The following is a 24,186-nucleotide window of genomic DNA, read 5'->3' as shown; positions in this document are numbered from 1 at the left end:
ACCATTGAATGCATGGGCAATTTTTGAGAAGCAAAATGTGACATTCGAAGGCGAAGAACCGGGTTTGTACGCCTCCTCAAAGCTTTCTGAGCGCGCATTTTGCAAAAATTGCGGGACGAGCATTTATACCGACATCAAAGATATCGGATACTATTCGATCCGTGTGGGGACGCTCGACAATCCAGCTGATTTTCCGCCTGAGCTTCACTATGGTGTCGAAAGTCAAATCCCTTGGGTCGACATACACGACGACTTACCCAGAATTAGAACAGAAGAAGATCCGCGCATGGCATCTCGCTGGGTTGCTGTGGGCGAGCCAAGTTCCGGACCTACTCCACCTTTTTCGGAGGATCGCGTTGCTAACAGGCTAGAGGGAAAGACGATTGGTCCAGCAAAGAACAATGAGTAACGGCAGGTTTGTCCGCATTGCCCACCTTGCTACCGTATGATCCGCCCAGCCTAACCTAGGCTGTGCGACCGACGGAAACGCTATGAACGCTAGGGAAATGGTTCCAAAGCAGCACGCTAGAACAAGATTTTTCATCTGACGCTTCCCACGTGAGGTTGGTTTCGTATTGGATTTTCATTCCTAGTCGAACACATCAAGTCATATGCGCTCAGTGGACTTGGTTCGTCTACGTAGAACGCTGGCCGCTTGGCGGGCATCAAACCCCCGGCATTCTATGGCAGAGCGCGCAACAGCGGCGAGAGCTTGTTTTTGACGAATTTGCGAAGATATACGGGCGCGAGTTTCGCAGGCACCCTGTCCAACTTGTCCTCACACTAGACAAATCTCTTCACCCGTAGGAACCTGTCGCCAATCAGAAAACAGGGAGACGCTTTGATGAAACTGCTTTCCAGCACAGCTCTGGCCTTGATTGTCTCTGCGACGATGGCACACGCCGCGGGCCATGGGGCCTGCGCGGCGGACAAGACCCTTGTAGAAGGAACTCTGACCATCGCCACAGGCAACCCAGCCTACTATCCGTGGGTAATGGACGACACGCCCGAAAGCGGCGAGGGGTTCGAAGCTGCGGTAGCCTATGCCATCGCTGATAAAATGGGATTCAGTTCGGACAATGTCACTTGGGTACGCACGAGCTTTGATGAAGCGATACAACCGGGTGCAAAGAACTTTGACTTTAACATCCAGCAGTACTCTATTACCCCCGAACGGGAGGAAATGGTTGATTTCAGTCTGCCATACTACAGCTCTGCCATGGCGGTGTTGACAACCCAAAATGTGGTCGATGCTGGGGCCGAGGCGACGCTGGATAGCCTCAAGGGATTGAATTGGGGGGCCGTGGCCACCACCACAGCGCTTCCAATACTCAACGATGTGATTCAGCCAGCAAGTGACCCGTTACTTTATAACGACAATTCCGACGTGAATGCTGCAATCATGGCCGGTCAGATCGACGCTGCTCTTTATGATTTACCCACTGCACTCTATCTGTCGGCAGTGGTTGTAGAAGGCGGTGTGCTGCTGGGCCAATTCCCGCCGGAGCAATCAGATAGCCCCGACCAATTCGGCCTTCTGATGGAAGAGGGCAACCCGCTCAAGGAGTGTGTCGACGCTGCTATCTCGGAACTGACCGAAAGCGGTGAACTTGCCGCGATTGAGACCCAGTGGCTGGCCGAGGCCACAGGTGTTCCGGTCATTAAATAAATGGACGAAACATCGGTGCAGAACAGACCGGCCAGGCGGTCTGCCGCAGCGCCAACGCGCCGCGAGGTCTATGAAGCCGGAGTGCGTCGACGCTCGAACCGCATCGCGCTAATCTCTACCATTAGCGTGGTGCTGGCCATTGTCGTTCTAGTTCCGCTCTCACCCGGTTGGGATGCGGTGCAGCGTGCCTTCTTCAATGGTCGGGTCTTTGTAGCGACGTTTCCTGGGCTGCTTGATGCATTTCTGTTGAACGTGATGATTTTTGCGTGGTCGGCCCCGCTCATCGCAATCACCGGCCTCGCTATCGCGCTCTGCAGGGACACCCGTGCGCCCGCGCTTTTTCCACTTCGCCTGTTTGGGATTGCCTACACAGACATCTTTCGTGGCCTGCCGGTGGTTCTTGTCATCTACATCATCGGGTTCGGCGTGCCCGGGCTGGGCCTGCCAAGGCCTTGGAACAGCCCCTATATCTGGGGGACCTTGGCGCTGGTATTGGTCTACTCAGCCTATGTCGCTGAGGTTATTCGCTCTGGCATCGACTCGATCCACCAGTCGCAGCGTTCCGCCGCCGTCTCATTGGGTCTGAGCGATCAAGACACGATGCGCTTTGTTGTGTTGCCGCAAGCCATTCGAAACGTGGTGCCCGCCAATATGAACCTGTTCATCGCCTTGCAGAAGGATGTGGCACTTTTGTCTTTCATCGGTCCGGTAGAGATTTTCCGTCAGGCCGGAGTCTACAAGTCACTTTACGCGAACTTTACGCCTTATGTAGGCGCGGCACTCATCTTCCTGGCGCTGACCGTTCCCGCGACGCGATATGCGGATTACTTGATGAACAAGCAGAACCGGGCACGCAGATGAAACCGAAGTTGTCGTTACGGGGTATCCGCAAGCGGTTCGATGATCACGAAGTTTGCAAGGGCATTGATCTCGATGTGGCCGAGGGCGAGATGGTGTGTCTGATCGGCGCTTCGGGCTCGGGCAAGTCCACCCTTTTGCGCTGCATGAATCTGCTGGAACCCATCGATGATGGGACGATCTGGCTGGATGGAAGGGACATATCCGAGCCGGGCTTAGACCCACAGCCAGTGCGCCAAGAGATCGGCATTGTCTTCCAAAGCTACAACCTCTTTCCCCACATGACTGCGGCAGAGAACGTCATGCTCGCCCCGCGCCGCGTGCGAGGCCTGAGCCGAGAGGATTTGCGCCCCCGGGTAGCACAGCTTTTCTCACGTTTTGGGCTTAGCGACCGGATGGAGCATTATCCCGACCAACTGTCAGGTGGGCAACAGCAACGCGTGGCGATCATCCGAGCGCTGGCAATGGACCCTCAGATCATGCTCTTTGACGAGATCACAAGCGCACTTGATCCTGAACTGGTGGGCGAGGTTCTCGACGTATTACGTGATCTGCGGCAGCAGGGTATGACGATGGTGCTTGCCACGCATGAGATGGGCTTTGCTCGGGAACTGGCAGATAAGGTGTGTTTTCTTGATGCAGGCCGAATCTTAGAGCAGGGGCCACCCGAGGAGCTCTTCGCCTCACCGCAAGAAGCCCGCACTAAGGCATTCCTTGCGCGCGTACTCTGACGTTTCTTTTAGTTCCTGAATAGCCGCCAGTGACACTGATTGTAGTGTGCTCTGGGACACGCTGGAAACGTGATGGTCGACCTTCAGCTAACGGTAGTTTTCACAAGACGGAAAGAAGTGTCCTGGGGGCCATTCAACGTCTGCAATGAGTCCAAAGCGAACACTCGATACAACCACAAAGCGTCTAATCGCCAAAGAGCGGTCTACACCCGCCGTTTTGTATTTTGTCTCTTGGTTTATCGCAGCGCAAACCCATCGCTGATATTGACCAATACAAAGTCCTTATCCAGCTCACGCATAAGCCAGCGCCCGCGCTCAAGGCTCAGACGCAGCTTGTCGATGCGGTCTTCCACTGGTTTGTTGAGCGATGCAAACGTTCTCGCACCGATAACCCCGTCGGCTTTTAGACCATGACGGGATTGGAATGCTCGCACATCCTCCTCAAGCTGCGCGTCGTATATCCAATCCGCGTTCGTTGTTACTGGGGCGGATTGTTGGGTTGATCTTGGAGTCAGCGCTCGCTCAACAGCCAAACGCTGACGTAAATCCGCGACTGCTGGATCGACCATACCCGGCTTCAGAACGGTCTCGTCAGGGACGATTGGCCAACCGCCTTGTTCGGCAGTCGCACGGTAAGTTGCAAGAGCCCCAACCAACATTTCATATTGCGGGTTATCGATTGCAATCTCATAAATGAGCGCGCCGATACCATCTCCATCCAAATATGTGTTGAGCACAGTTGCCGGATCTTGTTCGATGATAGGCTTTGAGAAGTTCCAGTCCTCATCCAATGTTTCGGGATCAACTTTTCCAAATACGAGATGATGGATTAGTTTTACCGCAGCGTCTGTGGCCCTTACATCAAAGATGGCCTGTTCCTGTTCACCACCTTTTCTCGCGTCTTCAAGAAGCGCCTGCAGATTCGCAATATCGAAGTCAGACTTCTGAAAACCCTGCTGAACACCCAGATCCAATGCCCGGAACAAATCTTCGACGCCTTCAGGCTCAGACCAGGCTGCAGAAAACCCTCGTTGTTCATAAAAACGTGGCACCAAGATTTCAGCATCGAGGCTGTGAGCATCGGACACGGAGTATTCCGTGGAACCGGCAAGGCCAAGGACGCCCTTTATCTCTTCTGAAATCGATCCTGCCGAGCTGGCCGTTGGAAGCAACATAGAGACTGAAAGCAGTGCTATGAGACGTAAGGCATACAGCTGATTGCCCATCGTTCACCTCAATCCATAGAAAACTCCGCCGGTCTCACCGCAACATGTTGGATATACTTTGGCAACAGGTTTCTTCCTGACAAACTGCCAGGCGCCTCAACGAAGCGTGGCGGTGCGAAATCAAAAGCTGCTAAAGCGCAGCGCTTCCGCTTTGGGTTCGATGCGGATGCTTGACAAATTTGACTGCACGCCTGCCAAGCGGACAAATCTGACGTTTCCTATGCGTCTTCAGGTTAGCGCATCGCCAGCTAACTGCTGCTGCGTAGAAGCTGCCGCAATGGGGAGTTGACCTGCGTCAAAGCATAGGTGGCTGGATTGTTGCTAAGTTGTTTGACACATGGAACAGAACCATTGGATCATGTACTCGCGCAGAGCGGCATGCTTTGCCCTAGTGATTGCGTTGTTAGGGTGTACGGGCAGGCACCACCGCGGCAATTGGCATGGTCACGGCGTAGAAGGTTGTTATGGACCTTACCTCCACGTAGATCGCGAGGATCATTGCAGAACGCTCGAGTGAACGTGCACCATACCCTCTTAGAATTTTGTACTTTTGGATTTGGTCGCCGGGCTCAGGTCAGTAGCTGAGGTGACATCACTCCCATATGACTGCTAGTGCGAAGTAAGCAGTCACTCAAATATAGTGCGGCGATCGTCCTACTAGAGCCCCCAAGCAGACATCGCATTTGGTGATGGGTTGCGAACATAGGCATCGCCTGAATGCCATAGATTTGGCGCCCATCAGTGCGGCGTGCTAGCATTCACAAGCGATCGAAGTTTGAGGTGAGCGAGACACGGGAGGCACTATGTCAAAGACACTATATGAACGTCTGGGGGGAACGGATGGTATTCGGCGAATAGTCGACACGCTGGTGGACAATCACTCCAAAAACCCAGTTGTCTCTGCTCGATTTGCGGGAACTGATATGGAGCACCTCAAGCAAATGGCAGCAGACTTCTTCGTAACTGGTTCTGGCGGGCCTGAGATCTATACCGGCAAGGATATGATTGCTGCGCATCGGCACATGAACATCAGCGGAGATGAGTTTGTCGCAGTTCTGGACGACGCCATGAACGCCCTAAAGGCCAACGACGCCGACCAAAGGGAGCAAGAAGAGGTTTTGTACATTCTATATAGCCTCAAAGACCAAGTCGTCGGTATCTGAGTTTCGCCACACGCGAGAAAAGTCGGCAATATCAAAAATTTTCAAACAACGCTTACTTGCCGCAATTCATCTAAATGACCGAAATGCGGACAAACAGAGCGTTCTCTGGTTGAGACATTAACTTTCTGTCATCTGCGAAGGTCGCCATCTGCAAGCCTGCGTTTCATGTCGACCGGAATTGGTGATACCTCCCTGATCGTTGTGACCAATGCCACTCCAACGATCCTTTCCACGGTTTCCAGCCAGTTTGTCGATGACTGGCTGCAAGCGCTGCGTACCCTGTGCCCAGATGCGCAGATGGCGTCGCTGCTTAGCCGGTCCGGACTGAACGTGGACACGAGCTCGCCGAATGGTCGCGTCACGCTGGATCAGATCGTATGTCTCTATCAACTTGCCGCTATTGAGACCGGCGATGAAATGATGGGGCTTTGGAGCAGACCCATCCGGCCAAGAGCCCTGCAACATCTTTTAACGACTGTCAGAGAGGCAACTTCTCTTGCGTCTGCACTCTACCGGTTTTCGACCTTCTGGAATTTGCTGCTGGATGACTATCAGTTTGATCTGGAGGATGCCGAAGGCGCATTGGTGCTGACCCTGAAACCACAAGGCGCGGCACAAGTTCAGCGGTTTGGGCATATGCTGATCCTCAAACTTGCCCACAGGCTCATGTCTTGGCTGGCGGGGCACGAGGTTCCGGTCAGAGGCGTTGATTTCGCGTTTGACCGCCCTGACTTCGATCAGGACTACACGATCGTCTTTCCCGCACCGATCCGGTTCTGCCAAGGCCTTGCAAAAACGTGCAGCAACATTGCCTGATCTGCCAGTACCGAATGGATTTGGAGAGCCCGGCTGAATGTCTCACCCACCGGTGAAGCAGAGTTGACCTGGAAATCTCCTCAAGGATCAGCAAATCGAAAGACCGGCCGCACATATGCCGCCGGTTACTCAAAGTTGCAGGCCTTGGTGCAAGCGCAGCGAATTCATCCTTTGTCCGCATGGCAGTCGTTCGGGCCATGATCGCCATGCGGCTGCTTTTGCCCAAATCGGTAGATGCTGCTGCAAAAACTACAAAGCACCGACCAAGTGTGTTGTTGCCACTTATTGAAGTGCCGCGAGGCTTCTTGCTCTGTTTGGAGAAAGATCCAGCGTCGCCTGATAAGCGACCGCAGCTTCATTGGGTTTTCCAAGCTCCATCAGCATGTCCCCGAGAAGTTCTCGTGCCGGAAGGACGTGGCCGGGTGTGACTGGGCTTTTGCCAATCTTATCCTCGAGATCAGCCGCGGCCGCCTGCTTAGCAACTGCGGTCTCAGAGCCCCCACCCGCCAGTTCAATCCAGGCTTCCACCGACATGATCTGTGCTTCGGTCAACTGCGCCCAATAGCCCTGCCCACGCTCCTTCATCACAGCGTGCAAAGACTTGAGCTCGGCAAGCGCGCTCTGCGCTGTATCGACATCACCGCTACGGGCCGCGCCGATACCGATCGCGAACCACCGCATGGCTACAGTTTGTGGAAATTTCTCCCACGGAATGACCGGATGCATCTCAGGTGACAGTGCCGCCGCGACGTCCCATTGTCCCTGCTCAAGAGGCAGCCGAACGGGTGCAGCCGCTAACGCATAAGCGCTTCCGAAACTGGCCTGATGATTTTGAATTGCGAGCATCTCGTCGACCAGTCCTGCAGCTTTGTCTGTATTCCCAAGTTGTAGGTGGCCGTAAACCATGTAGTCGATCGCATGCGCATAGTGGCTTTGTACCACGTCTTTTGATTGCTCAAGAGCTGCTTCAGCGGACCGGCTGTTCAGATCAATTGATCTTTCCCATTCTCCAGTTCGTGTAAAGATATGAGCGGGCATATGCAGCGCATGTGGAGCGCTTGGAGCCGTTTTATCGTAAATCTCGGCGTACGGCCTGCCTCGCTCCTTGAGTGGCGGATTGTCATAGGCGTGGATCGCGTAGTGAATGACGCCAGGATGTTCTGGTGCCTTTTGATGAAGCGCGTCGAGCGTATCACCCACCTGCGACTTTACTTTGATTCCGTCTGCCCCTCGCGGCGCCGTTGCAAGGCGTGCCAGCGCCGCAAACGCCGCGGTGTCCAAGTCGTCTGCATGGTGGTCCGCAGCTGCCACCTGTTTCTCCGCCCACGATTTAAGCTGAGCGCGGTAGTCTTCCTGGCTTGAGGCGTAGAAAGCAACGGCGGCGTCGATCAATGATTGTTCAACGGCGCTTTCGGAGGACATTGACGCGAGTCTTTCCGCTGCAGCAGACCCTCTCTCTGTTTCGGCTTCACTGGGAGTGCCCGGCCAAAGAGGGTGAAAGTTCGACATCGCGATGCCCCACTGTGCAATGGCACAAGTTGGATCCGCAGACGCTGCTTCGTTGAACGCTTCTTCGGCTTGAATGTACATCATGTTGTGAATGAGATTCAGACCTTCGTTGAAAGCCTGGTCCGCTTTTGGGTTGCATGTCGTCTGGAAATTAGCCTCCGCTGAGACTGCGGGCACGAAAACAAAAAGCGAGCTAATACAAGCGACAAAAGTATTGCGGGCTTTGGTATGCAAATGCTGCATCTATCGTCTCCACATTAAATATTGTCCGAAATTGTTTGAGCGTATGGCTCGGCGGCATCATACACACAATTGTGCAATATGTCCGAACTGTCATCTGAACGGCGATGCGCTCTGTTCGATCGAATATTTTCTTACGCGGCGTGTCCGCGTTATCCGCTGAGCAGTTGTTCAAGCAAAACAAACGCGCCGCAGCGCAGCTAAGGGCAGCTTAGTCCGCAGAGCAGTCGTTCGCTGTGCAGCGCATTATTGACGGCTTTGCGGGCTTAGCTGCCATTGAACACTATCTGTTTAATTTCTACTCTCAGCTCAGAGCAGTCAACTAACCCGTTCCGTTTAATGTCCGCAAAGCCACGATTTCCAGTCATTCGATGAACCCAGTTCAGCGGGTGCAGCGAGGAGAGCCAATGGCGACTTTGCATAGCTGTCGCTGAAGTCTAAGCCCGTTTTTGGCTTCAAAGCCTGGCGGTGGAGCTACTGCGGCGTCGCATCGCATCCGTTCACTTGCTGTCTAGCTCATGATTTACATCAACTCTTCTCTTCTTTTTCGGCCCCGTGCTTAACCCACCATGCAATCGACAGCGCCGTTTGCCAGGAACTACTCGGGCCTGACATTGGCCGCCGTTACGTGTTTTTGCGCCGCACTTCGGACGTTCTGCCTTAGGCAGCGGTTCGCCGCTCTCATTCAAGCCCAGCTCCGCCATCCGTTTGCAGTTTGCGCCGCGACACTGTGAGCAATCCCTCCGATAGTTTGGGTGCTTTAGCCCCCAGAGATGCAGGTTTTCTTGCCTTCGGGACAGAGGATTTCAAGCGGGAGGCTTCAGAGAAGTTTGACTATCTCGGCATTCCCAACCCACGTATCGGCTCACAACCTGCTGGAGCAATCTTGCCGCGTAGTGAACGTTCAAAGCAGAGGCGTTTGATCAATGGAGCACAACGTCATTTAAGCGTTAGAGGAGTGCTTGAAGTCGTTCATGGGTTGTCAGCCGCACAGCTTTCAACGTGGCTTGAACCGCACGAGGTGACGATCAAGTTTGACTTAAACAAACCGCTTCAGGGTCAGCTGGAAGAAGCTCGCGAAATAGTAATGAGGCTCCAGAAACGGCTTCAAGGAAAACTGGTTGTAAAACGGCAGCATCGGAAAAAATGGTTGGGGTACCTGGCCACCCAGACCCATTTCACGCCTTCGGCCATGCACAGTCGCACGCAGCATCCACTGCGCGCCACCATCTTCACGTTTTATAAACCAAAGCCCAGCGCCATCGCAGTGTTTACCCACCGGTGCAGATTTTACAAAGGGCGCTGAAAGTCGGTTTATTGCCCGCATTTCTATCCACCCTGATGTCCACCTTACCCTATTGGATGGTGCCAAACGCAGCAAGACAAGTTCGGACAGTTTAATAGGCTAAATCATTGTAATAGAATGATAATCTGCACAGGAGCGGACAACCTCAAACAGGTTGCATGTGCCTCTCCTGGGCACCAAATCCCCCGAAAATTTATAACAACAACTGTAAAAAAAGCGCTTTTTTGTCTTTTGAATTGGCCTGCCAAATCTCAGGACATCGCGGCAAGCTCTGTCAGCTCGGCGTTTCGCTTCGATGCTTGCGCCTTGACCCGCTTCGCGAACTGAACTGGCAAATCAGGGCCGCCCTGAGCAGCATAGGCACCTGCCGTGTCATCCCCGATCAACTCGGCATATTTGGTCCAGGTTCGCAAAACGAACACGTCGCGCAGACTGACGAAGGGCTTTGAGTAGGCTTTGGCCTGCGGTTTGGGAAACTTCATGCCCTTGAAGTATTTCTCTTCAATTTCCGCCCAATCTGTCGGCGTTTCAAATTCGGTTTGTTCCGAACTCTCAGAATACTTGAACGCAGGGTATTCAAGCCCGTATTCCGAACAGCCGTGAGAGATCTTCAAATGAAGGCCCGTCACACCAAACTCTGCCAGCTTGACCTGAAACGCCGCAAGGCAGGCTTTGGCTTCATCCGCGCTGTTGCAATAGATGTAACCCTTGTACGGGTATTTGACCCCGTCGCGCAGTTCGATCATGCATTTTCTGGTGTTGTCACCCGGAAGATCAAGGTTCAGCAGCAACAGATAGGCCTGGATCATCTTCTCGAATGTTTCGGGCAATATCTGCACCTTATAGCAACCGTGGCACAGAGCGGGGATTACTTTGGTTTCAGCAAAGAACTTCAACCGCGCGTCGCAATAAGGGGTTTCGCCCCGAACCTTCAACACCTGCCCCGAAAAAACCTGAGCAACCGGCACTGCGTGCTTGATGCGCGCGGAATTCAGAATATTCAGCCATCCTCCATACGCCTGAGCGCATTTCGACGGGTCCAATAACGTCTGTTGCCAGTCTTTGGGCAGTGTGGATGCAACCTTGGACTGGGCCCGTCCAAAGACACCGGAAGCGCTCTGCCTGCCATCTGACATATCCATTAGCGTGACCAGACGGCGGATCGCCTGCAAGTCACCCGGCCTGACCGCAATCCAGTTTTCCAGTTGTTCCAGCACCGCGCTGTTCTTCACCGAAGCCTCCTGCCACGAGCATCCCGTCCATAGCTATGGTGATTGCGCCGATTGCGTTTGCCGTCAACTGAATTGCGTCCGAGTTGGCCGGGCACTTGGCCCGACCAGACCAATCCAGTCAGGAAACAGCCTGTTCCGATACAAGCTCACCAAACTTGGTGAAGAACTTGCCCGAGAGCTTCTTGGCCGTGCCAGCAATCAATCGGCTGCCAAGCTGGGCGATCTTGCCGCCAACCTCGACCTTGGCGGTATAGGCCAGCACGGTCTCGGCCCCGTCTTCAGTCAACGTCACTTGGGCCCCGCCCTTGGCAAAGCCAGCAGCGCCCCCTTTGCCTTCGCCGGTCAAAGAAAACCCACCGGGCGCATTCGAGTTGTCCAACGTGACCTGTCCGGAAAACCGAGCTTTGACCGGGCCGATTTTCAGGACCACTTTGGCCTCAAGTTCCTCGGGTGAATGCTGGATCAGTTCTTCGCAGCCGGGAATACACTCCTGCAGAATCTCGGGCGTGTTCAACGCCTTGTATACAACATCCCGAGGGGCCGCGATGCGGATTTCGTCAGACAGTTCCATTCACATTTCCTTTGTTCAACAACATTTCGGGAAAACCAAAAGCGCGGTTTCCGTCGCCTGTTTAGGGGTTTGTTCGATGCGCGTCGGCCACAATGCCCACATGTGTTTAAGCAAGTTTTTCATCCTCAGACACCTCCCTTGTCTTGTCCGTGTTCCGCCACATGACGATTTCGGCCAGGATCGACAGGGCGATCTCATGCGGATCAATGGCGTGGATATCCAATCCGGCCGGGGATTTAAGTTGACCCGCTCGCACCGGATCAAGCCCATTTGCCACCAGCTTGTCGATCAGCGCGTCCGCCTTGCGGCGACTGGCAACCATAGAAACACGCCGCGCCGGTGTGTTCAGAGCAGCCTCAAGCGCCACGGCGTCACCGCGCCCCTGAGACGCCACGACCACGAAATCCCGGGCCTCAAGCCCCAAATCATTGACCGAATCCGGTTCAAAACGCGTGTGTGTGCCGCCGGTTTCGGTGACGCAGACCCGAAACCCGGCCAGCGCTGCGTGATCGGCAAGGGCGGACGCGATTGGCGACCCGCCGAAAATCACCACGCGCGGCGCATGCTGATAAGGCTCCACCAGCAGGTCAACCGTTCCACCCGAGGGGCAGCCGCTTTTGAAAGTCTGCACGCCATCCGGGTCCGTCATGTTCACCACCTTGTCCGAAGGTTTGATGCGGATCATCTGCGGGGCACCGCTGGCCAGCGCATCCTGCGCCGAGGTCCTGACCGCACGCTGAACGCACGCGCCACCCAAATGGCCCAGTATCCGCCCATCCCGTGTGATCGCCGCCTTACCACCCGCCTTGGCCGAGGTCGCATCCGCCGTTCGTAAAACCGTCGCCACGCAGAACGCATCGCCTGTCCGGCGAAGCTCATCTATCGTGTCGAATATGTCGAAATTTGCCATTCGGGGCTCCTTTCACAATTTCCGGAACTGCGGTTCAAGCGCTGCAAGCGCCTCAAGCGTATTGGCTGGAAGATGGGCATCCAGATAGGGCTCGGCCGCCTGCATCGCGGCCGCGATGGGTTGATAGTTCTCCCACCCTTTCAACGGGTTCAACCAAACGATCCGCCGCGCTTTTCGCCGGATGCGCGCCAAAACCGCGCCCAGCGCCTGCGGGTCCGAACTGCAATACCCGTCTGACAGGATCAGCACGATCGTTCGACCATTCAACGCGCGTGCACCATAGCCTGACACGAACCGCTCCAAACTGCCCGAGATATCGGTACCGCCCCCGAACCCTTCGGCCATCAGCGACAACCGCCCCGCCGCACGCAATGAATCGTGGTCGCGCAGCGCATCGGTGACACGCATCAGGCGCGTGTGGAACAAATAGGCGTCTGCTTCCGTGCCGCTGCCAATCAACCCCTTCAGAAAGGCCAGGAACACGCGGGAATAGACGGTCATGGACCCGCTGACATCGCATAACGCAACAATCCGCATCGGACGCGGAGGGCGCGTGCGACGGTACAGGTCCATCGGCTCTCCGCCGCGCGCAAGACTGGCCCGCTGTATGCGCCGCAAGTCCAGCGCCGGCCCCTTTGACGCCTGCTTGCGCCTACGCGACCGGCGGTCACGAATAGCGCGAGCGATCGACAGCGCAGCCCTTTCCGCCTGATTTAGAGCCTCATCATCCATCAATTCGCGCAGATCCCGGCGCGACAAGTTTGTCGTTCGAGTCGCAACCAGTTTGCCATCCACCCCCTCAGCGTCTCCCTCGCCCGGATCAGGGGTGGTGGGTTGATCTGGTCCAGATAGCGCATCGTCACGTGCCGTATCCTGTTGCTGCCAGATCATCGGCTTGGCCGATTGCACGCGAACATGGGTCGATTTGGCCGACCCTTCCCGCTGTTTCCCGGCGTTGAACCAGTATGAGTCAAACAAGTCATCAAACCGACGCCAGTCATCGGCGTCACCCGCAAGAACGGCGCACAACGCACGCCGGGCCTGCCCTGCATCCGTGGCATCAATCAAGGACAATGCGCTCAAAGCGCCCGCTGTTTCCTTCGGCCCCACACGCATCCCATTCATCCTCAGATGCGCGACAAAGTCGGACATGCGATCCGCAAAGCCAGAGGCACGGGAAGGAAACCGCGTGACCTGCATTACGCGACCTTTCCAATCAAACGATCCATCACCTCGGGAGGGGCGGCATCATAGTCAGCCGCGGTTTTCAGCAAGCAGACAAGCGTTGCCTGAACCTCGTCCCGCGCCTTTGCCAAATCATTCACGCCCAACCCGGCCAACGCCGCGGACCAGTCCAGCATTTCCGCAATACCGGGCGTCTTCTCAAGGTCTTCATTGCGAAGCGCCTGCACCACACCCACAATCTGCCGCGCCAGAGCACCCTCGATTTCAGGCATACGCGCCTGCAAAATCGCCAATTCCGTCTCGCGCGACGGATAATCCAAAAAGCTGTAAAGGCACCGCCGCCGCAACGCGTCCGACAAGTCACGCGTGCCATTTGCCGTCAGGATCACGATTGGCCGAACCCGCGCCTCAATCGTCCCCAATTCCGGAATCGTGATCTGAAAGTCTGACAGGATTTCCAGAAGATACGCTTCAAATTCCTCATCCGCCCGGTCAATCTCATCAATCAACAAAACCGGAGGTTTGTCTTCGCGAATAGCCTCTAACAAAGGCCGTTTGAGCAGATATTCATCTGAGAACAACTGCGCTTCGCTGGTTCCTCCCTGCGCTTCACTCGCGCGAATGGCCAACAACTGACGCTGATAATTCCACTCATAAATAGCATGACTGGCATCCAGCCCTTCATAGCACTGCAACCGGATCAAACGCGTGTCCTTCCACGCCGCCATCGCCTTGGCCACCTCGGTCTTGCCGACCCCTGCCGGACCTTCCAGCAACAATGGCCGCCCCAGCGCCTGCGCCAAGTGCAATGCCATCGCCAACCGATCATCAGCAACATATCCCTGCGCGGCCAATCCAATCTGCACATCACTCAAAGTCAAAACCAGGATCCACTCTTCATCTGGCTAAAAATATCCCGGGGGAGGTTCGGAGGGGGCTGGCCCCCTCCGTTCGGTCGGACCGGCACCAGCCGGTCCGAACCCCATCACCCATGCATCCCCAGCCCGTTGGCAATTTTCCAAATCCGCCAATGGTCATGCGGCATGTGACTTTGCACCAACCCAAACGGCCGGAACGCATCATGCACCGCGTTCGAGAAACAGGGCACGCCCCCCACGTTCGGGCTTTCACCCACACCTTTCGCGCCAATCGGATGGTGCGGAGACGGCGTGACCGTGTAGTCGGTGATATAGTTCGGCGTCTCCCACGCGGTGGGCAGGAAGAAATCCATCAGCGTGCCGGTCTTCACATTGCCCATATCGTCATAGGCAATCTCTTGCCCCATGGCGATGGCCAGCGCCTCGGTCACGCCGCCGTGGACCTGCCCGTCAATGATCATCGGGTTGATCCGGGTGCCGCAATCGTCCAGCGCATAGAATTTCCGCACCTCCCACTCGCCGGTATCCACGTCGATCTCCATAACGCAGATATAGGCCCCAAACGGATAGGTCATGTTCGGCGGATCGTAGTAGCTCACGGCCTCAAGACCCGGCTCCAACCCCGGAATCGCCTGATTGTAGGCGGCAAAGGCGATCTCTTTCATCGTCTTGAACCGCTCGGGCGCGCCTTTGACCGAGAACCGATCCACGTCCCATTCGACATCGTCGTCGTGGACCTCAAGCAAATAGGCCGCGATCATCTGCGCCTTGGCGCGGATTTTGCGCGCGGCCATCGCCGTCGCCGCACCCGCTACAGGCGTGGACCGAGACCCGTATGTCCCCAGACCGTAAGGCGCGGTGTCGGTGTCACCTTCCTCCAGCGTAATGTCATCTGCAGGCAGGCCGATCTCGCTGGCGATAATCTGGGCAAAGGTCGTGGCATGGCCCTGACCCTGAGAAATCGTCCCCAGCCGCGCAATCGCAGACCCCGTGGGGTGAATGCGGATTTCACAACTGTCGAACATCCCCAACCCAAGGATATCGCAATTTTTCACCGGCCCGGCCCCGACGATTTCGGTGAAATGCGTCAGGCCAATGCCAAGTAGTTTACGGGTCTTGCCAGCCTTAAAATCCTCGACCCGCTGCGCCTGCTCTGCGCGCAGACCTTCGTAGTCAACGGCCTTCAGCGCCTTGTCCCAGGCGGTGTGATAATCACCCGAGTCATACTCCCAGCCCAGCGCCGACTGGTAGGGGAACTGATCGGCCTTGATGAAGTTGATCCGGCGCAGCTCGGCCGCGTCCATGTTCAGCTTGATGGCCAAAACCTCGATCATCCGTTCTATGAAATAGGCGGCCTCGGTCACGCGGAAGGAACAGCGATAGGCCACCCCGCCCGGAGCCTTGTTGGTATAAACCCCATCCACGGCCAGATACGCAGTCGGGATGTCATAGGACCCGGTGCAGATGTTCATGAACCCCGCCGGGAACTTGGTCGGGTCGGCACAAGCATCAAAACCGCCATGATCTGCCGTGGTATGACACCATAGACCGGTGATCTTGCCGTCCTTGGTGGCGGCGATCTTGCCCTGCATCCAGTAGTCGCGGGCAAAGGCGGTGGACATCAGGTTCTCCATCCGGTCCTCGACCCACTTCACGGGCTTGCCGGTGACGATCGAGGCCACGACGGAACAGACATAGCCCGCATAAGCCCCGACCTTGTTGCCGAACCCGCCACCGATATCGGGGCTGATCACGCGAATATTGTGCTCGGCAATGCCCGAGATCAGCGACACAACCGTCCGGATCGCGTGCGGAGCCTGAAACGTGCCATACAGCGTCAGCTTGCCGGTCACCTTGTCCATGCTGGCCACTGACCCGCAGGTTTCCAGCGGGCAAGGATGGGTGCGGTGGTAATAGACCATTTCCTCGGCCACGACGTCGGCCTCGGCCAGAATAGCCTCGGTCGCGTCCTTGTCGCCCTGTTCCCAAGTGAAGATGTGGTTGTGATGTTTGCGCGGCCCGTGTGCGCCTTCGGTCTGGCCTTCCAAGTCTTCGCGCAGGACCACATCGGATTTCAGCGCCTCGAACGGATCGGTCAGAACAGGCAGTTCTTCGTATTCCACCTCGACCAGCTCCACGGCATCCGCCGCGATGTACCGATCTTCGGCTACGATAAAGGCCACTTCCTGGCCCTGGAACAGCACTTTGCCATCGGCCAGCACCATCTGCTTGTCACCCGCCAAGGTCGGCATCCAGTGCAGGCCCAGCGGTGACAGATCCTCGGCAGTCAGAACCGCAATCACGCCGGGCAGCGCAAGCGCGGCCTCTTTGTTCACGCTGACAACGCGGGCATGTGCGTAGGGGGAACGCACGAAGTCGCCGAACAGCATCCCGTCCAGCTTTATGTCATCGACATAGTTGCCCTTGCCTTGGGTAAAGCGCACATCCTCGACGCGTTTGCGCGAGCTGCCCATGCCTTTGAGATTGGCGGCGCGTTCTTCGGGGGTCAGTGTCTGGTCGTTCATTCCGCGGCCTCCTTCTGAGCGTTCAGCATGTCAGCCGAGGCCGAGATCGCCTTGACGATGTTCTGATATCCCGTGCAGCGGCACAGGTTCCCGGCCATTCCAAAGCGAATTTCTTCTTCGGTCGGGTTCGGGTTTTCCTGCAGCAAACGGTGCGCGCGGGTGATCATGCCCGGCGTGCAGAAACCACATTGCAGCCCGTGATGCTCGCGGAACATCTCCTGCAACACACCAAGGCTGCCATCCTCGTTGGTCAGCCCTTCGACCGTGGTGATATCGGCACCGTTTACCTGCGCCACAAAGGTCGTGCAGGATTTGACGGACTTGCCGTCGATATCCACGGTGCAGGCCCCGCAATGGCTGGTTTCACAGCCGATATGAGGGCCGGTGATTTTCAAGTCTTCCCGCAGGAAGTGGATCAACAACGTGCGCGGCTCAGCCAGTCCTTCGACCTCGCGCCCGTTCACGGTGAGTTTGACGTGCATTTTAGACATGGTTTCCCCTCCTCAACTCGCGCGGCTTTGCGCGCGGTCGATGGCACGGCGCAGCATCACGCCCGCCACATGTTTCTTGAATTCAACGGGGCCGCGGTTGTCGGCCACAGGCTCGATCGCATCCAGCATCGCCGCGACGCAGCCATTCACATCGCCATCTGCCAAAGCAGCGCTTGCGCCTTCGGACCAGATCGGCGTGTCGGCCAGATTGGTCATCGCGACCGAGGCCGTGCCACCCCCAACCATCACCGCAGCCGCAGCGGTGGCATAATCCCCGATCTTGCGCTTTTGCTTTTCATAAGCCTGTCCAACACCCGCACCGGGTACCGGGATCGAGATACGGGTCAGAATTTCCTCATCTTCGCGGGCGGTGAAATAGGCGGCCTCATAGAACTCGCGCGCGGCCACGCTGCGCGACCCATCGGGGCCGGAGAGCTCAAACGTCGCGTTCAGGCATTGCATCAGCCCCGGCATGTCATTGCCCGGATCGCCATTGGCCACGTTGCCGCCGACAGTCCCGACATAGCGCACCTGCGGATCGGCGATCTGCAACGCCGCCTCGCGGATCAGAGGGATGGTCGCGGCCAGCCCGTCATGGGTGATCAACTCGTGCTGCGTAACCATCGCGCCAAGCGTCACAGTATCGGAACCGACAGCGATCCCCCTCAACTCGTCAATGGCCTGAAGATCGACCAGATGGCCCATCTCGGCCATGCGCAGCTTCATCATCGGGATCAGGCTGTGCCCGCCCGCGATTACGCGCGCCTCGTCTCCGTGTTCCTGTAAAATGCCGATGGCCGAGGCGATGTCGCCTGGCCGGTGATACTCAAAACCGGCTGGTATCATGTTTTTCCTCCCTGGGTCCGAGCGATATGCCTTGGGGGACCTGCGGTAAGGAAAGAACGGTCACATCAGCCGTTCCAGCCAAGGGGAACGGGGCGCGTAGCTTGTTTCACGAAATGCGAATGAGCTGCACGAGTTGCGATCAAAGGCCCAACGCGTCGCGAATGTCATTCAGGCGGGATCGGCTGACCGGAACCTTGTTCAAGGCGTCGACACCATCGAAGTAACAGGTGCCGTTGTCCTTGTGGCGCTCGAAACTCGAGACATGTTTGGGGTTCACCAGATAGCTGCGATGCGCGCGAAGAAACCCGTTTGGCTTCAGGCGGGTTTCAGCCTCAGTAATGGACCAAGGACAAAACAGCTTTTCGCTTCCCATGTAGAGGACGGTGTAGTGCCCCTCGGCCCGGACAGCGGCGACGCGCTCGGGTTCGGCAAAGAAGGTCTGGCCTTCGCGCTCGAACGGAACACCTGCCCTTAGGGTCTTTGGTCGCGGTTCGGGTTCCGGTGGTCTGACCTGCGTCATGTCTGCATTGGGTTCGATAAAGGTGACCCCGGTCAAAAGGAACGCACCGCAGATCAGGAACACGGCGACTGTGACGCCCATTGCCAATACCTGATTGTTCAGCGCGGGGCCGGCTCCTCCGGCGGCGTCGCTGGCCACAAAGTCGGTCAGTCCCGTCGCCACGAAATGCATTGTGAACACCGCCAAACCAAAACACGCAGTTCCCAGCAGGATGTTGCGCTGTGTGCGATTGTCGTATGCCACCCAAATCGCCAGCACGGACAGCACGACCGAGGCCAACGTCGCAATCGCCACATCCCATCCGGTGTAGACTGGGCGGCACAGTTCCATTCCGGCCATGCCCACATAGTGCATCACGACAATGCCCAGCCCGACGATTACGCCTGCGCCGATGATCGTCTGCATCGTTCTGGGCCGGAAGTGAAGCAATAGCAGCGCTAATCCAACCATCAGGATCGCAACCAAAGCCGAGATCAAGGTGATCAGCGCGTCGTAGTAGAAAAGGATCGGTAACTGCAGCCCCAGCATGGCGACGAAATGCATCGACCAAATGCCGCCGCCCAGAATGATAGCTGCCAAAGCGACAATGAACTTGCGCCTTTGATCATCCAGCTTGGACGCCCCATGCGTGAGGTAGAGACCGGTAAATCCGGCCATCATCGCAACGGCCAAGGATGCCGCCACAAGCCAGGCGTTATGCGAGTAGTCCAGCATTTCGGTTTGCGCGCCCTCCCCGACGCGATGGCGACGTTAGCAAACGGATTTGATTGGGACAATTGCTGCGTGCTGTGAATATCAGGTTGCTGCCCGCCCAGACGCTGAAACCGTCCACACCCAACACGAAACCGATCGTCGTTCGTCTACTGAATGACCGCATTTTCCCATGCTGACAGGAACTTTTTGCGCTTTAGGTCATCCAGAAATGTCAACAGCGCCGGGTTCAGTCCTATTGTCTCACGATCGGTCGCACCGCTCTGAGACGTCAGTGGCGGAAGTGAAGACTGGCTGTCCTGCGGCACAGGCTTTTCAGCGACCAAATAGCTGATAAACGCTTCGGCTGCGTCCGGCTTCTGCGTTTCCCTTGAGACCAAGGCCGTTCGCATCATCGTTGTTTGGAAATCCGTCGGCAAAATCACTTCAAGCGCATCCTTACGCTCGGCGCGGACTGCCGCGTAACTCCCCAGGACGTTATAAGCGACCAGGATTTTTCCGTCTGCCAAGTCGTTTATCATTTCCCCCGAACAGCAATATAGTCGCACATCAAGACCGCCCATGACCTCCATCAGCCGCCAATAGGTTTCCGAGGCGCGCGCGTCCTGCGTTGCGAATAGATAGCCCAGCCCGGATTCACGGACATCGTAGGTGCCGACCTTGCCGCGAAACTCCTCCGGTCGCTTGCGCAGCGCTTCGATCAAACTCTGCCGGGTGTGCGGAATATCCTGACCTTCAAACGCTGCGCGGTTGATGACGATGGCGGCGGGTTCGGTCGTGAAAGCAAACAAACTGTGGTGCCACTGTGTCCAGGGCGGAGTTTCGATGTCGTCCAGCGCCAGCGCAAAGCCGTCATTCGCCAACTTCAGTTGCAGGTCCATTGCGCTGGATACCACAACGTCAAAATCACCCGGCGCTGCGCGAACGCGACGGTCGATATCCGCCGTTCCCGAAACGAGGTATTCAACACTTATCGAGGGGTTCCGAGCGACAAAGCCTTCTATCAAAGGCGCAAACAGAACCGTGTCCGTGCTTGAGATAACTCGAAGGCGCGCGCCCTCTGCGCCCTCGTTGAAAATCAACTGGTCTTCCCAATCCTGCGCCCACACCAAACAGGGGCACAAAAGCAGAGCTAAAGCGATAAGATAACGCATGCGCCCCCCGTAGGCTTGTTCGTCAAAACCAAGGTTCCGCCATGGGCCGTCGCCACGTCCTGAGCGATGGTCAACCCCAGACCTGACCCAATTGTTCCGGCCGCGTTTTTGCCGCGCTCGAACCTGCGCGTCAGTTGTTCGATCTCTTCGGCTGGAAAACCCGGACCCGAGTCGCTGACTTTGACCTCGACTTCTGGTGTGGCGGTAACCTCGATCTCGACGATGCTGTCAGCGGGCGCGTATTTCAGCGCATTGTCGATCATGTTGCGCACTGCGTTCTGTATCAGGATAGGGTCACCGGAATAGGGAACCGTGGGATCGCCTCTCAAGGAAAGCGAAAGCTCCTTCATTTCGGCAATCGGCGTCAACCGCTGCACAAGTTCGCGGATCAGTTCGACCAGATCGACATCTTCCCTCTCAAGATGATCGGCGCGAAACGTGATCATGGCATGATCCAATAACTGTCCAGCCGCGCGCGAACTTTCGTCGATCGCGCGGACCATCGCACGAAGCGCCACTCGATTTTCTTTCTTTTCGACCCTGTGCAGGGTTGCCTCGGCATAAGACCGCACAGTCGCCAGCGGCGTGCGGACGCGATGGGCGGCTTCGGCGATGAAATCTTCGGATTGGCTGAGGGATTGATCCAAACGCCCCATCAGAGAGTTCAGGGACAAAACCAGAGGCGCCATTTCCCGAGGCACCGGCTTTTTGAAAGGGCTCAGGTCCTGCGGCCCACGCCGCGTGACCGAGGTCGTCAGTTTGTTGAGCTGCCCGATGGTGGTTGACGTGATCCAGAAAGACAGCGCTGCAGTCAGAAGAAAGAATCCAAGACCCAGAAATGCGGCATTGCGCGAAATCTGGTCCAGAGTTTGCGAAAGCGCGTCCTGCGTCTGGCCCAGCACGACCGCAATTTCCGTCTGCCGTCCCAACCCGACAAGTGTTCGACTTGCGCTGACCTGCCGAATGCGTTCCCCGCGCAGTTCGCCGGATGTGAACAACCAGTCACTTTGTTCGGACGCCCCTGCCAGAAGAAGGTCTTTGTATCCGGACAAAAACGCACCGTCCTGATAAATGGCGTAAAACACCCGGTCGTCTGACGGGGTGGTCAGCATCGAGAACGCGGCATAGGGAATATCCACTTCCAGCACCCCGTCCCTCAGCGCGGCGGCATCAAGAATGGACGTTACGGATGCTTCAAGGATGTTGTCCTGTCCCTGCTGCGCCACCTGAGCCGCATAGTTCCGAACTGCAAAGAACAACAAGATAGCCAGAACCGCCGCACCGCCAATCAAGGCCAGCACAAGCCTGTTTCGCAGTGACCCTGAAACGGTGGGATTAGTGGTCATGGTCCAACCTGTACCCCAGACCGCGCAGCGTGGTTATCTTCAGGTCCGAAGGCTCGAGATGCCTGCGCAGTCTCCCGACGTAAACCTCGATCGCGTTGTCCGACACGCTGTCGTCGTAAGAGAACAACCTGTCGGCCAGCTTCTGTTTCGAGAATACGTGACCCGGTGCATTGATGAACAGCTCCATCATGCGCAGTTCCCGATTTCGCAGCGACAGGGTTTCCCCGGCCACGGTCAAATGACCGGCCACCGGATCAAACACGACACCGCCGATCTCGATCGTGGATTTCGCGCTGCCGGATTTTCGCCGCAGGACCGCGCGGCAGCGGGCCTCAAGCTCGGCATGATCAAACGGCTTGGTCACGTAGTCATCCGCACCCAGATCAAGCGAACCGATTCGATCCGAAACCTGACTGCGCGCGGTCAAAACGATCACCGGCGTGTCCAAACGGCTGGCCCGGTGCCGTTTCAGAAAGTCTCGGCCATCCCCATCCGGCAGCATGATATCCAGCAGGATCAGGTCATATTCCTCGGTTTCGACAAAAGCGGTTGCGTCTTCCAAATTCGCTGCATGATCAATAACATGGCCGTCCAGCCGCATACGCGAACTGATCGCAGTCGCGAGGTCCAAATTGTCTTCGACAAGCAGAAATTTCATCAGGCTCAACCAGTATTTTGCCGCGTGACAGGTTGATGTCAGGTTGGTGTGTTTTTGTTCCGTCCAATCTGAGCCGCCATGCGGCCGGTTGTCAAACGGGAGGAAACCATGACGACATTCAAACTGGGCCGTCGCGCCCTAATCGCAGCTGTGGCCGCATTCGGCTTGGCCGGACCTTCGCTGGCCGACGGCCATCAGGTCGTTGACAGCATCCACTTTCTGATTCCCGGCGGCGCTGGCGGCGGCTGGGACGGCACGGCCCGCGGCACGGGCGAAGCGCTGACCAATGCGGGTCTTGTCGGAACCGCGTCTTACGAAAACATGTCCGGTGGTGGCGGCGGCAAGGCCATCGGCTTTCTGATCGAAAACGCCGACAGCAACCACGGCACGCTGATGGTCAACTCAACCCCCATCGTGATCCGCTCGCTGACTGGTGTATTCCCGCATAATTTCCGCGACCTGACTCTGGTGTCGGGCACGATCGGCGACTATGCGGCGATTGTTGTGGGCAAGGACAGCCCCATCAACTCGATGGAGGATCTGTTGGCTGCTTTTGACGCTGACCCTGCGGGTACGGCGATCGGCGGTGGCTCGGTTCCGGGTGGAATGGACCATCTGGTTGCGGCCATGGTGATGGAAGCGGCAGGCAAGGACGCTCTGGCCGTGAAATACATCCCCTATGACGCAGGCGGCAAAGCCATGGCAGCCCTGCTGTCCGGTGAGATCGCTGCGCTGTCGACCGGTTTCTCGGAAGCCGTCGATCTGGCAAATGCGGGTGAGGTCAAGATCATTGGCGTAACCGCGGAAGAACGTGTTGACGCCGCACCTGACGCGATGACCATGATGGAACAGGGCATCGACACCACCTTCGTCAACTGGCGCGGTTTCTTCGCAGCCCCCGGCCTGCCCGAAGACAAGCTGGCCGCCTATCAGGATGCCATTGCCAAGATGTATGACACTCCGGAATGGGAAGAAGTTCGGGCACGCAACGGTTGGGTGAACATCCACAACTCGGGCGCTGACTTCCAGACGTTCCTCGAGCAGCAGGAACAGCAGATCGGTGATCTGATGAAGAAGCTGGGCTTTCTCTAACTGACAATTGGCAGAGCGGTCCGCCGCTCTGCCTTCCCCAAAGACAACAAAAAAGGAGGGGGCATCATGGCGTTGGATCGCTGGATCGCGCTCGTTCTGCTGGGTGTTTGTTTAACATATGGCTACGCCGCCTGGTTCACGATGGACAGTAGCCTTCCCCCTTTCATGCAACGAAATCCCATCTGGCCAAGCACCTTCCCCAAAGTGCTGTCCATTCTGGGAATCATCACCACAACGATCATCCTGCTGGGCTTTGAAAAGTCCGAGGTGAAAGAGGCCGATATCGACTACCGGCGTCTGGGCGACTACCACTTGGATCAGGCGCTGATGCTGCTGGCTTTGATGGTGATCTACGCCCTGTGCCTGCGTCCTGTCGGTTTCCTGATTTCCACTTCGGCCTTCCTGATCCTTGGCTCTTTCATTCTGGGCGAGCGCAAGTGGCATATCATGCTGCCCGTTGCCTTCATCGCAACCGGGGCGGTCTGGTATCTGGTTCAGGAAGTTCTTGGCATCTACATGCGCCCGCTGCCGGGCATTTTCGGAGGCTGA

General features: G+C 56.7%; 24 protein-coding genes. 9 read left to right on the top strand and 15 right to left on the bottom strand.

The genetic code is table 11. The features are described from left to right. The 4 genes from ACR0B7_RS10760 to ACR0B7_RS10745 all read left to right on the top strand — a co-directional run. On the top strand, positions 1 to 409 hold a 409-nt coding region (locus ACR0B7_RS10760; protein ID WP_480681447.1), incomplete at its 5' end, for a GFA family protein. 435 nt (positions 410 to 844) lie between these two features. Next, positions 845 to 1,669, top strand: coding sequence for an ABC transporter substrate-binding protein (locus ACR0B7_RS10755; protein WP_480681445.1), 825 nt, complete (start codon positions 845 to 847; stop codon positions 1,667 to 1,669). Continuing rightward, positions 1,670 to 2,530 (top strand): amino acid ABC transporter permease, encoded by an 861-nt coding sequence (locus tag ACR0B7_RS10750; RefSeq protein ID WP_170355771.1) that lies wholly within the window; start codon positions 1,670 to 1,672, stop codon positions 2,528 to 2,530. Continuing rightward, positions 2,527 to 3,258, top strand: a complete 732-nt coding sequence (locus ACR0B7_RS10745) for an amino acid ABC transporter ATP-binding protein (protein ID WP_170355770.1) — start codon at positions 2,527 to 2,529, stop codon at positions 3,256 to 3,258. Before ACR0B7_RS10750 ends, ACR0B7_RS10745 begins: the two co-directional genes overlap by 4 nt. 236 nt (positions 3,259 to 3,494) lie before the next feature. Here ACR0B7_RS10745 and ACR0B7_RS10740 read toward each other — a convergent pair whose 3' ends face one another. After that, entirely contained in the window at positions 3,495 to 4,484 is a 990-nt protein-coding gene (locus tag ACR0B7_RS10740) for a L,D-transpeptidase scaffold domain-containing protein (RefSeq protein ID WP_480681442.1), read from the bottom strand. An 803-nt stretch (positions 4,485 to 5,287) separates the two neighbouring features. Here ACR0B7_RS10740 and ACR0B7_RS10735 point away from each other — a divergent pair. After that, positions 5,288 to 5,647, top strand: a complete 360-nt coding sequence (locus ACR0B7_RS10735; RefSeq protein WP_170483057.1) for a group I truncated hemoglobin — start codon at positions 5,288 to 5,290, stop codon at positions 5,645 to 5,647. A gap of 165 nt (positions 5,648 to 5,812) precedes the next feature. After that, positions 5,813 to 6,463 (top strand): AraC family transcriptional regulator ligand-binding domain-containing protein, encoded by a 651-nt coding sequence (locus tag ACR0B7_RS10730; RefSeq protein WP_480681440.1) that lies wholly within the window; start codon positions 5,813 to 5,815, stop codon positions 6,461 to 6,463. Between the two features lie 282 nt (positions 6,464 to 6,745). On the opposite strand, the gene ACR0B7_RS10725 is transcribed toward ACR0B7_RS10730, so the two are convergent. Together ACR0B7_RS10725 and ACR0B7_RS10720 are read right to left on the bottom strand one after the other, a co-directional pair. After that, the gene (locus tag ACR0B7_RS10725) at positions 6,746 to 8,215 is read right to left on the bottom strand and encodes a hypothetical protein (protein WP_170569959.1); all 1,470 of its coding nucleotides are present in this window, start codon (positions 8,213 to 8,215) and stop codon (positions 6,746 to 6,748) included. Between the two features lie 497 nt (positions 8,216 to 8,712). Continuing rightward, the gene (locus tag ACR0B7_RS10720; protein ID WP_480681438.1) at positions 8,713 to 8,916 is read right to left on the bottom strand and encodes an HGGxSTG domain-containing protein; all 204 of its coding nucleotides are present in this window, start codon (positions 8,914 to 8,916) and stop codon (positions 8,713 to 8,715) included. Positions 8,917 to 8,942: 26 nt separating this feature from the next. On the opposite strand from ACR0B7_RS10720, the gene ACR0B7_RS10715 reads away from it, so the two are divergent. After that, entirely contained in the window at positions 8,943 to 9,518 is a 576-nt protein-coding gene (locus ACR0B7_RS10715) for a hypothetical protein (protein WP_170576709.1), read from the top strand. A gap of 251 nt (positions 9,519 to 9,769) precedes the next feature. Here the strand turns inward: ACR0B7_RS10715 and ACR0B7_RS10710 are convergent, their stop codons facing one another. The 12 genes from ACR0B7_RS10710 to ACR0B7_RS10655 all read right to left on the bottom strand — a co-directional run bounded on the left by ACR0B7_RS10710 (position 9,770) and on the right by ACR0B7_RS10655 (position 22,545). Then, on the bottom strand, positions 9,770 to 10,750 hold the full coding sequence (locus tag ACR0B7_RS10710) for a hypothetical protein (RefSeq protein WP_170483059.1): 981 nt from the start codon (positions 10,748 to 10,750) through the stop codon (positions 9,770 to 9,772). 118 nt (positions 10,751 to 10,868) lie between these two features. Continuing rightward, positions 10,869 to 11,321, bottom strand: a complete 453-nt coding sequence (locus ACR0B7_RS10705; protein WP_170576710.1) for an SRPBCC family protein — start codon at positions 11,319 to 11,321, stop codon at positions 10,869 to 10,871. A 106-nt stretch (positions 11,322 to 11,427) separates the two neighbouring features. Then, the gene (locus ACR0B7_RS10700; RefSeq protein WP_170483061.1) at positions 11,428 to 12,231 is read right to left on the bottom strand and encodes an XdhC family protein; all 804 of its coding nucleotides are present in this window, start codon (positions 12,229 to 12,231) and stop codon (positions 11,428 to 11,430) included. Positions 12,232 to 12,243: 12 nt separating this feature from the next. Further along, complete coding sequence (locus ACR0B7_RS10695; protein WP_170483063.1) at positions 12,244 to 13,431, bottom strand: VWA domain-containing protein; 1,188 nt, start codon at positions 13,429 to 13,431, stop codon at positions 12,244 to 12,246. Further along, the gene (locus ACR0B7_RS10690; RefSeq protein WP_170483065.1) at positions 13,431 to 14,297 is read right to left on the bottom strand and encodes an AAA family ATPase; all 867 of its coding nucleotides are present in this window, start codon (positions 14,295 to 14,297) and stop codon (positions 13,431 to 13,433) included. Before ACR0B7_RS10690 ends, ACR0B7_RS10695 begins: the two co-directional genes overlap by 1 nt. A gap of 104 nt (positions 14,298 to 14,401) precedes the next feature. Beyond that, entirely contained in the window at positions 14,402 to 16,819 is a 2,418-nt protein-coding gene (locus ACR0B7_RS10685) for an aerobic carbon-monoxide dehydrogenase large subunit (protein WP_170386827.1), read from the bottom strand. Further along, positions 16,816 to 17,310 (bottom strand): (2Fe-2S)-binding protein, encoded by a 495-nt coding sequence (locus tag ACR0B7_RS10680; RefSeq protein ID WP_170483067.1) that lies wholly within the window; start codon positions 17,308 to 17,310, stop codon positions 16,816 to 16,818. The genes ACR0B7_RS10685 and ACR0B7_RS10680 overlap by 4 nt, the downstream gene beginning before the upstream one ends. A gap of 12 nt (positions 17,311 to 17,322) precedes the next feature. Continuing rightward, positions 17,323 to 18,156, bottom strand: coding sequence for an FAD binding domain-containing protein (locus tag ACR0B7_RS10675; RefSeq protein ID WP_170483069.1), 834 nt, complete (start codon positions 18,154 to 18,156; stop codon positions 17,323 to 17,325). A gap of 139 nt (positions 18,157 to 18,295) precedes the next feature. Next, on the bottom strand, positions 18,296 to 19,390 hold the full coding sequence (locus ACR0B7_RS10670) for an MHYT domain-containing protein (protein WP_170483070.1): 1,095 nt from the start codon (positions 19,388 to 19,390) through the stop codon (positions 18,296 to 18,298). A 146-nt stretch (positions 19,391 to 19,536) separates the two neighbouring features. Next, positions 19,537 to 20,541, bottom strand: a complete 1,005-nt coding sequence (locus ACR0B7_RS10665; RefSeq protein WP_170483071.1) for an ABC transporter substrate-binding protein — start codon at positions 20,539 to 20,541, stop codon at positions 19,537 to 19,539. Next, positions 20,520 to 21,887, bottom strand: coding sequence for a sensor histidine kinase (locus ACR0B7_RS10660; RefSeq protein WP_170483072.1), 1,368 nt, complete (start codon positions 21,885 to 21,887; stop codon positions 20,520 to 20,522). The genes ACR0B7_RS10665 and ACR0B7_RS10660 overlap by 22 nt, the downstream gene beginning before the upstream one ends. Then, entirely contained in the window at positions 21,877 to 22,545 is a 669-nt protein-coding gene (locus tag ACR0B7_RS10655; protein WP_170483073.1) for a response regulator transcription factor, read from the bottom strand. Before ACR0B7_RS10655 ends, ACR0B7_RS10660 begins: the two co-directional genes overlap by 11 nt. 108 nt (positions 22,546 to 22,653) lie before the next feature. Here ACR0B7_RS10655 and ACR0B7_RS10650 point away from each other — a divergent pair, with 108 nt between their 5' ends. Next, the gene (locus ACR0B7_RS10650) at positions 22,654 to 23,637 is read left to right on the top strand and encodes a tripartite tricarboxylate transporter substrate-binding protein (RefSeq protein ID WP_170386845.1); all 984 of its coding nucleotides are present in this window, start codon (positions 22,654 to 22,656) and stop codon (positions 23,635 to 23,637) included. Between the two features lie 66 nt (positions 23,638 to 23,703). Further along, positions 23,704 to 24,186 carry a tripartite tricarboxylate transporter TctB family protein gene (locus ACR0B7_RS10645; RefSeq protein WP_170386847.1) on the top strand — a complete coding sequence of 161 codons (483 nt, stop codon included), beginning with the start codon at positions 23,704 to 23,706 and terminating at the stop codon, positions 24,184 to 24,186.

This window comes from Ruegeria sp. BB6 (assembly GCF_056539385.1).
Note: the sequence above shows the minus strand (reverse complement) of the source record. Positions and strands in the feature narration are given on the sequence as shown.